The 15,570-nt window shown below is 70.1% G+C and carries 14 protein-coding genes; 10 read left to right on the plus strand and 4 right to left on the minus strand.

What is annotated here, in order from left to right:
* Nucleotides 1-11: 11 nt before the first annotated feature.
* Complete coding sequence (locus RUR49_RS22975) at nt 12-569, minus strand: LemA family protein (protein WP_409148989.1); 558 nt, start codon at nt 567-569, stop codon at nt 12-14.
* Nucleotides 570-737: 168 nt separating this feature from the next.
* Here RUR49_RS22975 and RUR49_RS22980 point away from each other — a divergent pair, with 168 nt between their 5' ends.
* From RUR49_RS22980 to RUR49_RS23010, 7 genes are all read left to right on the plus strand, one after another.
* Nucleotides 738-1,781 carry a succinylglutamate desuccinylase/aspartoacylase family protein gene (locus RUR49_RS22980; RefSeq protein WP_409148781.1) on the plus strand — a complete coding sequence of 348 codons (1,044 nt, stop codon included), beginning with the start codon at nt 738-740 and terminating at the stop codon, nt 1,779-1,781.
* Between the two features lie 125 nt (nt 1,782-1,906).
* Nucleotides 1,907-2,701 carry a transporter substrate-binding domain-containing protein gene (locus tag RUR49_RS22985; protein ID WP_409148782.1) on the plus strand — a complete coding sequence of 265 codons (795 nt, stop codon included), beginning with the start codon at nt 1,907-1,909 and terminating at the stop codon, nt 2,699-2,701.
* Nucleotides 2,702-2,810: 109 nt separating this feature from the next.
* Nucleotides 2,811-3,524, plus strand: coding sequence for an ABC transporter permease (locus RUR49_RS22990; protein ID WP_409148783.1), 714 nt, complete (start codon nt 2,811-2,813; stop codon nt 3,522-3,524).
* A 13-nt stretch (nt 3,525-3,537) separates the two neighbouring features.
* A complete protein-coding gene (locus tag RUR49_RS22995) occupies nt 3,538-4,260 on the plus strand; it encodes an ABC transporter permease (RefSeq protein ID WP_409148784.1) in 723 nt (240 codons plus the stop codon).
* A 162-nt stretch (nt 4,261-4,422) separates the two neighbouring features.
* Nucleotides 4,423-5,337 (plus strand): Hint domain-containing protein, encoded by a 915-nt coding sequence (locus tag RUR49_RS23000; protein WP_409148785.1) that lies wholly within the window; start codon nt 4,423-4,425, stop codon nt 5,335-5,337.
* A 134-nt stretch (nt 5,338-5,471) separates the two neighbouring features.
* Nucleotides 5,472-6,362 carry a Hint domain-containing protein gene (locus RUR49_RS23005; protein WP_409148786.1) on the plus strand — a complete coding sequence of 297 codons (891 nt, stop codon included), beginning with the start codon at nt 5,472-5,474 and terminating at the stop codon, nt 6,360-6,362.
* Nucleotides 6,363-6,512: 150 nt separating this feature from the next.
* Nucleotides 6,513-9,254 carry a tetratricopeptide repeat protein gene (locus RUR49_RS23010; RefSeq protein WP_409148787.1) on the plus strand — a complete coding sequence of 914 codons (2,742 nt, stop codon included), beginning with the start codon at nt 6,513-6,515 and terminating at the stop codon, nt 9,252-9,254.
* A 49-nt stretch (nt 9,255-9,303) separates the two neighbouring features.
* Here the strand turns inward: RUR49_RS23010 and RUR49_RS23015 are convergent, their stop codons facing one another.
* Nucleotides 9,304-9,975: a helix-turn-helix domain-containing protein gene (locus RUR49_RS23015; RefSeq protein ID WP_409148788.1), complete on the minus strand. Its 672-nt coding sequence runs from the start codon at nt 9,973-9,975 to the stop codon at nt 9,304-9,306.
* Nucleotides 9,976-10,043: 68 nt separating this feature from the next.
* Between RUR49_RS23015 and RUR49_RS23020 the strand changes: the two genes are divergently transcribed.
* On the plus strand, nt 10,044-10,469 hold the full coding sequence (locus RUR49_RS23020) for a VOC family protein (RefSeq protein ID WP_409148789.1): 426 nt from the start codon (nt 10,044-10,046) through the stop codon (nt 10,467-10,469).
* A 22-nt stretch (nt 10,470-10,491) separates the two neighbouring features.
* On the opposite strand, the gene RUR49_RS23025 is transcribed toward RUR49_RS23020, so the two are convergent.
* Nucleotides 10,492-11,646: an MFS transporter gene (locus tag RUR49_RS23025; RefSeq protein WP_409148790.1), complete on the minus strand. Its 1,155-nt coding sequence runs from the start codon at nt 11,644-11,646 to the stop codon at nt 10,492-10,494.
* Between the two features lie 48 nt (nt 11,647-11,694).
* A complete protein-coding gene (locus RUR49_RS23030; RefSeq protein ID WP_409148791.1) occupies nt 11,695-13,047 on the minus strand; it encodes an HdeD family acid-resistance protein in 1,353 nt (450 codons plus the stop codon).
* Between the two features lie 291 nt (nt 13,048-13,338).
* Here RUR49_RS23030 and RUR49_RS23035 point away from each other — a divergent pair, with 291 nt between their 5' ends.
* Nucleotides 13,339-14,328, plus strand: coding sequence for a fatty acid desaturase (locus RUR49_RS23035; protein ID WP_409148792.1), 990 nt, complete (start codon nt 13,339-13,341; stop codon nt 14,326-14,328).
* Between the two features lie 277 nt (nt 14,329-14,605).
* Nucleotides 14,606-15,448, plus strand: coding sequence for a sugar phosphate isomerase/epimerase family protein (locus tag RUR49_RS23040; protein ID WP_409148793.1), 843 nt, complete (start codon nt 14,606-14,608; stop codon nt 15,446-15,448).
* The last annotated feature ends 122 nt before the right edge of the window (nt 15,449-15,570 follow it).

A 15,570-nucleotide genomic window follows, 5' to 3' on the forward strand; every position in this document is an offset into this window, starting at 1 on the left:
CCGCCACACGATCAGTTGAACGACACCTTCACCGGCTTCGAGGCGGCGGCGCGCTCGTCCTCGTCGAGCTCGAAGAACTGCGCCTTGGAGAACTTGAAGACGCCGGCAATCAGGTTCGAGGGGAACTGCTCGACCATGACGTTCAGGTCGCGCACCGAGCCGTTGTAGAACCGCCGCGAGGCGCCGAGCTTCTCCTCGGTCGCGACGAGTTCGTCCTGCAGCGCGCGGAAGTTCTGGTCGGCCTTCAGCTCCGGGTAGGCCTCGGCTAGCGCGAACAGCTTGCCGAGAGCGCCGGTGACGGCGCGGTCCGCGGCCGCCTGCTGCTCCGGCGTGCCGGTCTGCGCGACGGCGATGTTGCGCGCCTTCACCACCGCCTCCAGCGTCTCGCGCTCGTGCGAGGCATAGCCCTTCACCGTCTCGACGAGGTTGGGGATGAGGTCGTAGCGGCGCTTCATCTGCACCTGGATGTCCGACCACGCCTCCTCGACGCGGGTGCGCAGCGACACCAGGCCGTTGTAGATCTTCACCCCGTAGAGGCCGACCAGCACGACGACGGCGAGGACGATCAGCGTCTCCATAGAACCCCTCCGCATGAAGCCCGTCTGGGGACGCGCCCGAAAACGAGGGCGGACTGTACGGGGCTGGCGGGCGGCTGTCATGCTCGTCGTCCGGCCGCTTGCGCCGGCCGCGCGCCCTGCTAGCGTGCGCTCTGCAACCGCCACAACCTGACGTGAAACATGGACCTCACCTTCGAAACGATCCGCGGCGACCTGCCGGGCTCCGACTGGCGCATCAAGGTGCTGCGCCTTCGCGGTACGCGCGCCGACGGCGCCCCCACCGCCTACCTGCAGGCGGCGCTGCATGGCGACGAGGTGCCGGGGGTGGCGACCCTGCACGTGCTCGCCGCCCGGCTGCGGGCACTCGCGGCCCGCGGCGACGTCTACGGCGACATCGTCATCGTGCCCGTTGCGAACCCGATCGGCCTGTCGCAGAGCCTCGCCGGCGAGCCGACCGGCCGCTACGACCTCTCCAACCGCATGAACTTCAACCGCGACTTCCCGCTTCTCGCGGGGCCGGACCCGTCCACGCTCTTGCCCGACGACGCGCCGGTCACCGCCTCGATGCGCCTGAAGGCGCGGCTCGTCCGGCTCATGCTGCCGGCTGAGCTCGTCCTCGACCTGCACTGCGACGAGCAATCGCTGCCCTACGTCTACCTGCACGAGGCGCTGTGGCCGGCCTGCCGCGACCTTCTCGCCGCGATGCCCTCCGACGTCGCGCTGCTCTGGAAGGACGATGGCGGCGGCGCCTTCGAGGAGGCGGCGCTCGCCCCCTGGCTCGGCAGCGGCGCCGACCTCTCCGGCCGCACCGTCGCCACCGTCGAGCTGCGCGGCCGCGCCGACGTGTCGCCGACCTATGCGGAGGCGGATGCGGCGGGGCTGTTGCGCTTCCTCGCCGGCCGCGGCGTCGTCGCGGGGGAGGGGCCGGCGGAGTGGGACGGCCCGGTCGCCCCGCTCGACAATGTCGAGATGGTCCGCGCCCCGCGCGGCGGCATCGTGCTCTACCACTGCGACATCGGCGACCGCGTCGCGAGCGGTGACCGGGTGGCCACCATCCTGTTCGATCCGGCGGCGGACGACGGCGCCGTCGACATCCTCGCGCCGCAGGCGGGCCTCGTGCTGTCGCGACGCGACCAGCGCATCCTGCGGCCCGGCGAGGACGTCATGAAGATCGTCGCCAACGCCCCGAGCGCCACCGCGCGACCCGGGCCGCTCGAGAGCTGACGGCTCGCTCTCCGCCGAATCCGCTCCGCACGGGCTCGACAAGCGTCGAAAGACCGGCGAACAATTCGTCATCTGCGGCCAGGGGTCGGCCGCACAACGATAATTCCCAGAGGAGCATCCCTGCCATGAAGCTGTTCGCAACCCTCGCCGCCACGGCGCTCGTCGCCGCCGGAGCCCTCCTGCAGCCCGCGCTGCTGCAGCCGGCCGCCGCCCAGGAGGTCGTCCGCCTCGGCACGACGCCGGAGCCCTATCCGCCCTTCATCAACATCGACGCCAATGGCAAGCTCTCCGGCTTCGAGATCGAGATCGCCGAGGCGGTCTGCGCCGAGGCGAAGGTGAAGTGCGAGTGGGTGCTGCAGGCGTGGGAGGGCATCATCCCGGCCCTGCTCGAGAACAAGTTCGACGCCATCGTCGCCTCGATGTCCATCACCGAGGAGCGCAAGCAGGTCGTCGACTTCACCGGCAAGTACTACGACTCGCCGGCGATGTTCGTCGGCCGCAAGGACCAGGACATCGACATCACGGCCGAGGGCCTGAACGGCAAGACCGTGGCGGTGCAGGTCTCCACGGTGCATGCCAACTACGTGGAGAACAAGTTCAAGGACGTCGTGACGATCAAGTCCTACGACACCCAGGAGAACGCCAATCTCGACCTGATCGCCGGCCGCGTCGACCTCGTGCTGGCGGACTCGATCGCGCTCGAGGACGGCCTCCTGAAGACCACGGAAGGCGCCGACTTCGAGGTGAAGGGCGAGGCCTTCACCGACAAGCTGATGGGCGACGGCGTCGGCTTCGCCGTGCGCAAGAGCGACACCGCGCTGCGCGACAAACTCACCGCCGCGATCGCCGCCATCCGCGCGAACGGCACCTACAAGACGATCGCCGACAAGTACTTCTCCTTCGACATCTACGGCGGCTGAGGGCCGCCTCGGCCGGCTCGAGGATCGCGGCGGGTGGGGCGCTGAGGCGTCCCCGCCCGCCGCGCCTTTCCGGATTCGGGACTTGTCGTAGCGAGGGGGCGGCCGGCGCGTGGCGGAGACATTGGCGCTCATCGGGTTCGGCGAGGGCGCGTGGGGATGGGCGCTGCTCGGCGGTGCACTCGTCACCATCCAGATCGCCTTCGCCTCCTACATCGTCGGCATCGGCCTCGGGCTCCTCGGGGCCTGGGGCAAGATATCCGGCCCCCGCTGGGTGCGGGCGATCGGCGCCGGCTACACCTCGGTGGTGCGCGGCGTCCCCGAGATCCTCGTCATCTTCCTCATCTACTACGGCGGCACATCCGGCATCCGCGCCCTGACCGGGCTGGTGATGCCGGGCGTCAATGTCGAGATCGCCGCCTTCCCGGCTGCGGTCGGCGCCCTCGGCTTCATCGCCGGCGCCTATGCGACCGAGATCTTCCGCGGCAGCCTGCTCGCCATCGACCCCGGCCAGCGCGAGGCCGGCAAGGCGCTGTCGCTGCGCCCCTACCAGGTGTTCCTGCTGATCGTGCTGCCGCAGGCGCTCAGGCTCGCCGTGCCCGCCTTCGGCAACCTCTGGCTCGTGGTGCTGAAGGACAGCGCGCTGATCTCGGTGGTCGGCATCCGCGACCTCCTCGGCGTCGGCGCGACGGCGGCGCTGTCGACGCGCCAGCCCTTCACCTTCTACACGACGGTCGCCCTCGTCTTCCTCGTCATCTCGACCATCTCGATGGTCGCCTTCCATCTCGCCGAGCGGCGCCTCGGGCGCGGCCAGGCGAACCATTGAGGGAGGCGAAGCCATGACGATGGATCTCGAGTTCGCTGCCCGCATCTTCGGCCGGCTCATCGACGGCCTGTGGATGACGATCTTCATCGTCATCGCCTCCATGATCCTCGGCAATCTGCTGGCGATCCCCGTCGCGCTCGCCCGCGTCTCGGAGCGCTGGTGGCTGCGCTATCCGGCGGCGGCCTACATCCTGTTCATCCGCGGTACGCCGCTGATCGTGCAGATGTTCATGATCTACTACGGCCTCGGGCAGTTCCCGGCGGTGCGCCAGAGCTTCCTCTGGCCATTGCTGCGCGATGCCCTCGTCTGCGCCATCCTCGCCCTCAGCCTCAACACCGCCGGCTATTCGGGCGAGGTGCTGCGCGGCGCCATCACGGCGGTGCCGAAGGGCCTGAAGGAGGCGGGCACGGCGCTCGGCATGACGCGCGCCAAGGTGATGTTCCTCGTCACCCTGCCGCTCGCCTTCCGCCAGAGCCTGCCGACCTTCGCCAACGAATCGGTGCTGCTCCTGAAGGCGAGCGCCATCGTCTTCACCATCACCATCCGGGACATCATGGGCGAGGCGGTGATCATCCGCTCGCAGACCTTCCGCACCCTCGAGCCGCTGATCTCGGCCGCCCTCCTCTACCTCGTGCTCACCTTCCTGATCGTGCAGGGCTTTTCGCTGCTGGAGCGGCGCCTGAACGTGCACCGGAGACGGGCAACGGTGACGGAGCTGCTCGCCGGCATGCGTTGAGACATAGGCCGAAATTCACTCCGAATCCGTCTCGACAACGTCTCCCCGCCAAATTAGTGTCCCGCTCCGACGAAGCCGCCCCGTTGTGGCTTCACGCCGTTTTCCCCTGCAAACGGCAAGCAAGTGGTGTTTCACGCCAAAGGTGTGAGCGCGGGGGGATTCATGGCCGAGTACAGCTCGTCGTTCATCTATTTTCTCGTCTATGACGACGGCACGGGCGATTTCGGTCCCGTGGCTGGATTTTATGTCATTGCCGGCTTCGACGACCTGGGTCTTTCCGTCGGCGGCGACGAGGAAACCTTCTCGATCGGTGACATCATCACGTATGAAGACAGCCTCGGTCCGATCGACCTCGAATATTTCGGCTTTTCCGAGGGCGGATGGGTCGGCCGGGAAGAATGCGGCTGTGGCGAATATGATTACTACCTGATCACGAACGACGGGACGCTCGAGCCGGGTGATTTGATCACGGTCGTCGAAGAGAATTTCACCGTCTGCTTCCTCGCCGGCACGGCCATCGCCTGCCCGGGTGGCGACCGCCCGATCGAGGACCTCGCCGTCGGCGACCTCGTCCTCACGGCAGATGGAGGCGTGCGGCCGGTACGCTTCGTCGGCCGCCAGACCTTCGCCACCCTGTTCGCCGACCCGCGCCGCACCCGTCCGATCCGCATCGCCGCCGGAGCGCTGGGGGAGGGGCTTCCGGTTCGCGACCTCTGCGTCTCGCCCGACCACGCGCTGCTCGTCGACGGCGTGCTGGTGCAGGTGGGCGCCCTCGTCAACGGCACGACCATCGCACCGATGCTCGATCTGCCCGAGCGCTTCACCTACTTCCACGTCGAACTCGAGGACCACGCCCTGATCCTCGCCGAGGGCGTCCCGGCCGAGACGTTCGTCGACAACGTCACCCGCCGCCGCTTCGACAACCACGCCGATTACCTGGCTCTCTATGGCGAGACCAAGCCCATGATCGCCGAGATGGCCATCCCGCGCATCAAGTCGGCACGCCAGCTGCCGCATGCATTGCGCCGGCGGCTCGCGGCGGGGATGAGCGGCGGGAGCGGCTCGCTCGCAGCCTGACGGCCGGGCGTCCGGAGCGGCGCCCCTCTCGGATCGCGTCAGGCGCCGGCTTGCCGGCGGCGCCCCGCAGCGTGAAGGTGCCGGCGAGGGGACCCGTCATCAGGCGCGGGCGGGTTCGGGATCTGGGGGGCCTCATGGCCACGTTTGCATCGAGCTTTCTTTATTACATCGTCCCGGGCGCCGGAGCCAACTATACGGTTGCCGGAAAGCAGGTGATCGACGGGATTGCGGAGGACAGCGACCCGGATAGCCAGACCTTCGAGATATCCGAGCAGATTTCCTATCTCGATGACGCCGGAGAGATCGAGGCGGAGTACATCGGCTATTTCGGCGACGGCTGGGTCGGTTCGACAAATCTCGGTGGCTTTACAATCACCTATCTCTTCTCGACGGACGGGTCGCTGGCTGAAAACGACATCATCCAGGTCCAGGCCGTTGACTTCACCGTCTGTTTCCTCGCCGGCACGGCCATCGCCTGCCCGGGTGGCGACCGGCCGATCGAGGACCTTGCCGTCGGCGACCTCGTCCTCACGGCGGACGGGGGCGTGCGGCCGGTGCGCTTCGTCGGCCGCCAGACCTTCGCCACCCTGTTCGCCGACCCGCGGCGCACCCGGCCGATCCGCATCGCCGCCGGAGCGCTCGGAGAAGGCCTGCCGCTGCGCGATCTCTGCGTCTCGCCGGACCACGCCCTGCTCGTCGACGGCGTGCTGGTGCAGGCGGGCGCCCTCGTCAACGGTACGACCATCGCGCCGATGCTCGACCTGCCCGAGCGCTTCACCTACTTCCACGTCGAGCTCGCGGACCATGCGCTGATCCTCGCCGAGGGCGTCCCGGCCGAGACCTTCGTCAACAACGTCACCCGCCGCCGCTTCGACAACTATGCCGACTACGTGGCGCTCTACGGCGAAGGCACGCCCACGATCGCCGAGATGGCGCTGCCGCGCATCAAGTCGGCCCGGCAGGTGCCGCGGACGCTGCGCCGGCGACTCGCGGCCGCGGCGGGCGGCCGGTCCGCGGCGGCCTGAGCCCCCGGCTCGCCGGCATCGTTCCGGGCTGCCACCGCATGCCGAGAAGCTCGCGTCATGGTGGAAAAGTCATGGGCCTGCGCTATCCTGCCGGCCGACCGTCCGGGGCATGGGCTTCGGAAGCGAGGCGTGGGGAAAGGTGAAGCGCACGTGGCGTCTCCCGGTTCGGAAGCTGACGCCACGCCGGCGCATCCCGCAGCCCCGTCGAGCCCAGCGCCCTCCGCCGGCGCAGCCGTCAAGGCCGCCTTGCGGGAGGTCGAGACCCTGCTGGACGCTGGGCAACTCGACGAGGCGTCCCAGCGCGTCGAGCGAGCGCTCGCCGCTCATCCTGACACCGTCGGGCTCCTGGTGCTCGCTGCCCGCATCGCCGCGACAACCGGAAACCTCGATCGCGCCGTCCAGATCCTCGGGAGCGTCGCCGCGCTGGCGCCCGACCGGCTCGCCACCCACGCCGAGCTCGCGAAGCTCTACCGGCGGGCCGGGCGCCTCGACGCCTCCGACGCGGCTCTCCGGCAGGTGCTCGCCCGTGAGCCGGACCGGGCCTCGGCGCTCCGCGGCCTCGAGCAGAACGCGGCGTTGCGCCGACGCGCCGAGGACCGCCGGCGGTTGAGCCATGCCGGCGACGGGAGCGACCATGCGGCTCCGGGCATGCCGGCGACCGCCGCCATGCCGCCGGCCTCTTCTGCGGCGTTCGCGCCACCGCAGATCGCCGAGCTTCGCGAAGGCCCGGCGCCCACAGCCTCGGCGCCTGCCGCTCGGCCCCCGACAGCTCAGCCACCGCCCGAAGCGGCCGAGCTCGAGCGCCGGGCGGGGCAGGCACGATCGGCGGGTGATCTCGAGGGTGCGGTGGCGCTGCTGCGGCAGGCGGCGGACCTCGTTCCCGAGCGGCTGCCGCTCTGGCGCGACCTCGCGGCGGGCCTGCGCGCCCTCGGCCGCCTGGACGAGGCCGACGAGGCGCTGCGGCGCATTCTGGCCGTCGACCCCGCCCGCGTCTCCGCGCATGTGGGGCTTGCCGAAAACGCCCGCCGCCGTGGCGACGGCCGGGCTGCCGCCGCCCACTTCGCCGCCGCCGTCGCCCACCATCCGGGCGATGCGGCGCTGCGCCGGCGCCTGGTCGCGGCACTGCGCCACGCCGGCGACGCGACCGCCTCGGCCGCGGCCATCGCGATGGCGGATGACTTCCCGGACGACATCGAGGCGCAGGTCGCCGCGGCCGCGGCCGCTCGCGCCGACGGCCGGCCGGAGATCGTGACGGAATATCTGACGCGGGCCCTGGCGCTCGACCCTTCCGGCGCAGCCGCCGTGGGCGTGTCCGACGCCCTGTCGCGCGCGGGTCGCAAGCGCGACGCCCTCGCCCTGTTGTCCCGAGCCGCCGCCGCGGACCCTGGCCCGGACGTGCTGGAGCGTCTGGCCGCCGCCCACGAGGAGGCTGGCGACATCGACGCCGCCTGCGCCGCCTACGAGCGCGCCATCGCCGCGGCGCCGGGCCGGGTCGCCGCCTGGATCGCGCTCGCGGGCATCGCCAGGCGAACGGCCTCGGCCGCCCGGGCACGGCAAATCCTGCGACAGGCCAGGGCGGTAGCGGACGACACCTCGCCGATCGAGGTCGCCGAGTTCGACCTCCTGCGCCAGATCGGCCTCGACAACGAGGCCGGGCAGAGTCTCGACGCCCTTCGTGACCGCATGCCTGCCGACGCCAGCCTGCGGAGCCGACAGGCCACCTTCGACCTCGACCACGGCCGCTTCGATGCGGTCGCCGCCGCCGTTGCGGCGATGCCGGTTCAGACGGCGCGTGAACGGCTCGCCGCCACCATGGCGGCTGGCCGTCTCGCCGAGGCCCGCTGGCAGCTGCCGGAGGCCCTCGATGCCTTCAACCAGGCGATCGCCCTCGACCCGGCCAACGCCCCGGCCCACTCCGCTGCCGCCCGCGTGCTCGTCGGGCTGCTGCGCCCGCTCGAGGCCCGCCGCCACCTGTCCGAGGCGAAGCAGTTGTCGCGCGAGGGCCAGCTGGCGCGCGGTCGCTCGCTGAACCCGTCGCAGAGCCTCGTCGGCCAGCTGATGAGCGAGTGCTGGAGCAACCGGGCGGCCATGCAGCTCGGATCCGCCGCGATCGCGGCCGACCGGCTGGACGCGTTCCTGACCCTCGTCACCGAGGAGCCCGACTACACCCCCGGCGCCATTGCCTTCCTCGTCTTCCTCCGTCGCAAGGGGCTGCTCCGCGTGCGCGCGCCGCGGCAGGACGTCCCCGCGATGCCGCGCCGCATCCTGCAGTTCTGGGACACCGACGCGCTCGCCGACGACGTGGTCGAGCTGATGGCGAGCTGGCGGGCGGAGAATCCCGGCTGGGACCACGTCCGCCACACCGACCGCACGGCCCGGGCCTTCCTCGAGAGCCTGCCGGACCCGCGCATCCGCCGCGCCTACCGCGCCGCCCGCAAGCCGGCGCAGAAGGCGGACCTGTTGCGCCTGGCCCTGCTCTTCCACGAGGGCGGGGTCTACGCCGATGCGGACGACCGCTGTACGGCGCCGCTCGAGCCGCATCTGGCCGGCCGCACCCTGGTGGTGGCGCAGGAGGGGCGGGGGTCGATCGGCAACAACTTCATCGCCGCGGTGCCCGGCCACCCGCTGATCGGTGCGGCGCTGGAGCTCGCCGTCACCGCGATGCTGCGCGGCGACGCTGACACGATCTGGCTATCGACCGGGCCGGGTCTGCTGACGCGGACGATGGCCGTCGACCTCGCCGCCTCGGAGACGAGCCGGGACGCTCTCGGACGGGACGTGGTCGTGCTGGAGCGCTTCGAACTCCGCCGCTTCTGCTCGCCGAACTGCAAGGTCGCCTACAAGACCACCACCCGCCACTGGTCGAAGGAGGAGTTCGGCCAGGCGGTGTGACGGCACCGGGCGCCGGCCGGCGGTCGAGCTGCACCAGCGCGGGGCCCGGTCAGGCGTTGCCCGTGCCCTCTCGCGGCGCTGTTCGCGCGAGCCCGGCAAGCAGGGCCTCGATCACCGTGATCGCCGCCTCACCACCCCCGTCCCCACCCCCGTCCGCCGAGGCATCGAGGGCGGCCCGGTCGAACAGCGCCGACAGCAGCGAGGTCAGCGCCGGCAGTGGCAGTAGAGGAAGGTCTCCAGCCGCCATCGCCTCCGCTAGCCCCTCGCGCAGGGTACGCTCGGCGTGGCCGCCGTCGATCTCGCGAACCGCCGCCGCCCCCAGCACCGCCGGGGCCTCCACCAGCAGCAGCCGCGTCCGGCCCGACACCGACATCGCCGCGAGATAGGCCCGGGCCCCGGCGACGAGGCGCCGGATCGCCGCGCTGGGCGCTGCAGGGCCGTCGCCGTCGTGGCCCTCGTCGCCGTCCCCCGCGGCGGCGGCCTCGATCGCCGCCGCCACCGCCGCGGCCTCGGCCTCCACCACGGCTTGGAACAGCGCCTGCTTGTCCGCGAAGTGATGGTAGAGCGCGCCCCGCGTCACGCCGGCGGCCGTGACGATCTCCGGCGTCCCGGTGTCGGCGTAGCCCCGCTCGACGAACAGCGACCGGGCCGCCGCGAGCAGCCGCCGGCGCATCTCGGCCGTGCGCTCTGGATTGCTGCGACGCTCGCTCGGCACTTGCATACAGTCTGCCTGTTTGTTAATGACAAAAGCATGCAAACTGTATGCGAATGGCGCGAAGGAGGAAAGCGATGCGCGCGACGAGCTACTACCCGGTGCTGATGGTGGACGACGTGGCCGCGTCGGCCGCCTTCTATGTCGACCATTTCCACTTCACGGCGCTGTTCACGAGCGACTGGTACGTCCATCTGCAGTCGCTTGAGGACGCCTCGGTCAACCTCGCCATCCTCGACGGTTCGCACGAGACGATCCCGGCCGCCGGCCGCGGCCGCGCCTCCGGCGTCATCCTCAACTTCGAGGTGGCGGACGTCGACGCCGAATTCGCCCGCGTCGAGGCGGCCGGCCTGCCGGTGCTGCTGGCGCTCCGCGACGAAGCCTTCGGCCAGCGCCACTTCATCACCGCCGACCCGAACGGCGTGCTGATCGACGTCATCACGCCGATCCCGCCGACCGGGGCGTTCGTCGATCAGTACCTGCCGGCGGCGCTGCCGCGCTGAGGACGCCGGCCCATCGGCCGCCTCACGTCTGCGAGCGTGTCCGCATCGCATAGAGGGCGTAGGCGAGGCAGGCGGCGGCCGCGAAGATCGGCAGGCCGTGCTCGAGGCGATCCATCGCGAAGCCGGCGAGCGCCGGGCCGATGAGCAGCCCGCCGCCCCACGAAAGCCCCATCACCGCATAGACGCCGACGAGGTCGCTGCCGTGGAAGCGGCTGCCGACCACCGTCAGCATGATCGTGTAGATGCCGACAAAGGCGCCGCCCCACAGGAACAGCAGCGGGTAGGCGATCAGCGGGTCGTGCAGCACGAAAGGCCACGCCGCTGCGCCGATGGTGGCGATGATCGCCAGCAGCACCACGAGCTTCCTCCGGTCCATGACGTCGCCGAGATAGCCGACAGGCACCTGGCAGACGATGGCGCCGAACATCATCGTCGAAATCAGGCTCGCCGCGCCGGACTCGTCCCAGCCCTGGCCCATCGCATAGAGGGCGAGGAACGACAGCCCGGAGGATTCCAGCGCCGCGATCAGGATGGTCGTGGCGATGGCGAGCGGCGCCAGCCGCACATAGTGCAGCGGGTTGGAGATCTCCGGCTCCTCGAAGTGCGGCGCCTTCACCATCGGCACGGCGACGAGTACCAGCGCGCCGATGCAGAGCACCGTGCCGATCAGGTAGGGGAGCGCCCCCTGCGAGCCGACGATCGACAGGATCAGCGGCCCGAGCGCCATACCGAGCGACATCGCGATCATGTAGGCGGCCATCGAGCGGGCGCGGGTCTTCTCCTGGGCGAGCGAGTTCGTCCACGTCTCCGACAGCACGAACAGCACCTCGCTCGCCGCCCCCAGCACGAAGCGCAGCGGGAACCACAGCCAGAGCAGCGGTGAGGCCGGGAACAGCGCCAGCGTCAGAGCGGCGACCGCGAGCGCGATCATCACGATCCGGCGCGGCCCGATCTTGCCGACGAGCCGCGGCAGGATCGGCGCCACCAGCAGCGTGCCGAGCGCGTGCATGGCGGCGTTGAGGCCGATCATCGTCTCGCCGAAGCCGCGCTCGGCGAGGTCGAGCGCGATCAGCGCCGCCGACAGCGAATAGGTGAGGCCGAAGATCATCGCGACGGAAATCACCGCCGCCATGGAGACGAAGCGCACCCGCGGCGCCAGGACGAGGTCGGCCGTCATCGCTGCGTGTTCCTGTCGGTTGGCGTCATGCTTCGTTGGTTGCCATGATCAGACGAGGCCGTCCTTGCTGGCGGCCTCGATCTCGCGGCGCAGCTTCGCGAGCTCGCGCGCCTCGTGCCAGCGGCGGATGGTGTCCCGCAGGCGGCCGATATAGCCGCGGTCGAGCGGCTCGACGACGCGGCGGATGGCGCGCGCATAATCGAGCACCAGCCCCGGCGTCCACGTCATCGATTCGGCCCGGAAGCGCAGCGTCGCCGCAAACCAAAGATCCGGGTTGAGCAGCAGCAGGAAGAAGCGGCTCCAGACGAAGCGCGAATAGAGCGCCCCCTCCAGTGCTGCGTCGAGCGCCAGCGCCACCGCGATCGAGCAGTTGCGGTCGGTGAGGTTGTAGGTGTCGTCGCGGCGGTAGACCTCCCACCAGGCGGCGAGCTTGGCGGCGTCGTAGCGGCGGAACTTGACGTTGGCGTCCGCCTCGCACCACTGCGAGACCTCGTATTCATAGGACGGCTGGAACCGCCCCTTCACGTCGTTGTCGGCAGAAGCCTTCAGGAGCGCGCCGAAATCGTCCGGCGAATGGTCGATCTCCACCCCCGGATAGTGGCTGACATAGATGTCGGGCTGCAGCTCCAGCGAGGCATGGCCGGTCGAGATCACGCCCTTGCCGTCGACAGCGGCGATGTAGCGGTCGACCAGCAGGCGCCGCTCGGCGTCCTCGGCCGAACCGACCGGCGTCCAGACGTGCACGATCAGCGGAATGCGCGCCGCGCGCGCCACCGGCGTCGGCGCCTCCGGGGAATGGCCGCGCCAGGAGCGCAGCGTGAACATCGGCAGCGCCGACAGCGAGGCGTCGCGGCCGACATGGCGCAGCAGCAACCCGATCCGCAGGCAGTTCCAGCCGGTGATCAGCATGGCGACCGCGACGCAGAACGGCACGGTCTTGTAATAGGGGATCGGCCAGCTCGAGAAGCAGATGACGGCGAGCGCCATCTCGAGCAACCCGCCGATCGCCACCACCTGCCAGCGCCGGTAGCGGATCACCCACGCGGTCGCCACCCGCACGAACCCGTCGGCGAGGAAGGCGAGGCCGAACAGCACGCTGTTGGCGATGGAGTTCTCGAACGGGAAGTCGAGAATGAGACAGCCGAGCACGACGAGCCCGCCGGCGCGGGCGAGCAGCACCCAGTTGGTGCCGCCGGCGCCGATCATCATCAGGAGCGCCACGGCGCCCTCGATGACGAGGAAGTAGCCGAACACCCACGACGCCGTGCGGCTCGCGCCGTCGACCATGTCGGCGGCGACGACGACGGCGAGCACCATCCAGAGGATGCCGATGGCGGCGAGCAGCTTCCACTTGCGTCGCATCGCATCGGCGCCGACGAGCAGCACGGCGAGGCGGATCATCGGGCGGCGGACACGATATACGGCAGACGCGGCATCGGCGGTGGGCGCTCCGGTGCAGTGGCCTGCGCGACCTGACGGCAGACGTGCAGCGCAAGCGACCACCAAGCGCTAGCAACAAGCAGCGGTTGGCGCAACGGCGGCGGCGCGTCCCTCCCCTGCCAGGGGGAGGGACGGCACATCACCGTCCCCGTCACTTGAGCTATCACTCAAGCGACCTTTCTCACGCCGCCATTGCGGGACCGCGGCCGCTCCCGCATCGTCATTGTTCGTGAGTGGGGAGGAAGGCTGCCGATGGACGAGGTTTTTGCGCGTCGCGACATGATCGAGCCGGCACGGCTCAGGGCGCTCAGCGGCAAGTCGGACCTTGCCGGCTTCCTGCAGGTCGGCAGCCACCTCGGGGCGATTGCCGTCACCGGCACCGCGCTGTGGCTCACCTGGGGCACCTGGTGGGCGGTGCCGCTCTTCATCGTCCACGGCGTGCTCTTGAACTTCCTCTATGCCGGCCAGCACGAGCTCAGCCACTGGACGGTGTTCAAGACGCGGGCGCTGAACGAGTGGTTCGGCCGGCTGTTCGGCTTCATCGTCATCTTCCCGCGCGACTTCGACCAGCTGCAGCACTTCGCCCACCACCGCTATACCCAGGACTGGAACCGCGACGGCGAGCTGGTCCGCCCGCCCTACACGTTCACGTCCTACGTGCTCTACGTGCTCGGGCCGACCTACTGGTACTACCGCGTCCGCCGCATCGTCCGCTTCTCGCTCGGCATCGTCACCGAGCCCTACATCCCCGAGGGCCGAAAGGCAGAGGTGGTCCGCGAGGGGCGCTGGCACGCCGCCGGCTACATCGCCATCGCGGTGCTGTCGGTCGTCTTCCAGACGTGGGCGGCGGTGATCCTCTGGCTCGCCCCGATGATGGTGACCAAGGTGGTCCACCAGTTGCAGAACACCATCGAGCACCTCGGCCTCGCCCATGAGCCGAACATCCTCGAAAACACCCGCTCCACCCGCACCAACGCCGTCATGCGCTGGATGGCGTGGAACATGCAGTACCACACCGCCCACCACGCCTTCCCCGGCGTGCCCTTCCACCAGTTGCCGGAGCTGCACAAGGCGCTGTTCACCGAGAAGGGCCGCGAGCCCCACACGATGAGCTACCTCGCCTTCCAGTGGGAGGTGCTGAAGGCGTTTGCCGGCGGCCGCACCGAGGCCGACTTCCCCGACGAGGAGATGTGGATCTCCGACCACGCCGCCAAGGCGCGGGCGTCGGCGAAGGCGGCCTAAGGGAGACGGGAGACGCAGGTCACGACGGTTGCGACAGGAGGACTTGCCGCCGCCGGACCGTCGCTGCCCCAACCTTGTCCTCCGCATTCACCTCCGTCGTCATCTCTTTTTCGCTACCCCCTCCGTAGTCATTCCCGGCCTTGTGCCGGGAACCCATCCCTCTCGGCGTTCGCGGCGCTGAATGGGTTCTCGGGACAAGCCCGAGAATGACCAGCGGAGGGGTGTTGCACCAGAGTCCCCCCTCACTCCCCATCCCCCACCTCCCCCCGGAGCCGCCATGCAGACCCTCCGCTTCTACCAGTCGCTGTGGGCCACCGAGGAGCGGCGGCCGGGAGTGCCCGAGCGGCCGGTCGAGGAGCGCTTCGAGCGCGTCAGGGACGCCGGCTATTACGGCATGGGGATCGACCTCGGAGCGCTGGACCTCGATACGGCGAAGACGCTGGTGCCGCTCTATGCCCGCACCGGCCTCGGCGGCCTTTTGACGGCGTTCCCGAAGTCGGTCGAGGACCTGCGGCCGGCGCTGCACCTCGCCAAGGACATCGGCGCCCCCGTCGTCTTCGTCATCGGCCAGGTGATGCCGCTGTCGGTCGACGAAATGGAGGCACCGGTGCGCGGCTGGCTGAAGGTCGCGGCGGAGGAGGGCGTGCCGATCGAGCTCGAGACGCACCGCAACTGCCTGACGAACGACCTGTTCTCGACGCTGCTCCTCACCCAGCGCATCCCCGAGGTGCGGCTCTCGGCCGACCTCTCTCACTATGTCGTCGACCGCGAGATGCCGCACCCGATCCCGGAGTTCCTCGAGGCACACATCCAGGCGATCCTCGCCCGCTCGGATTCGCTGCAGGGGCGGGTGGCGACGCGCAACCAGATCCAGGTGCCGATCGGCTGGCCGCAGAACCGCAAATGGCTCGACACCCACCTCCAGTGGTGGACCGACGGCATGCGGATGTGGCGCGAGCGCTCGGGCGTCGACGACGCGATGATCTTCCTCAACGAACTCGGCCCCCGCGACTACGCCATGACCGGGCCGGACGGGCAGGAAATGTCCGACCGGTGGACCGAGGCGCTGGAACTGCGCCGCCTGGTGACGGAACGGTGGGACGCGCTGGCGGCGGCGTAGGGGGCGGCGGAGGGCGCGGCTCGTTCCGGAGCTTTGATGAGCCGCCTCATCGGCCACAACCCATTGTTCCAAAACGCAAACGCGCACCCTCCCCTTGAGGGGGAGGGTCGTCGCGCGCAGCG

The sequence above is a fragment of the Pseudoxanthobacter sp. M-2 genome (assembly GCF_046156265.1).
Classification (GTDB): Bacteria; Pseudomonadota; Alphaproteobacteria; order Rhizobiales; family Segnochrobactraceae; genus CAMDHY01.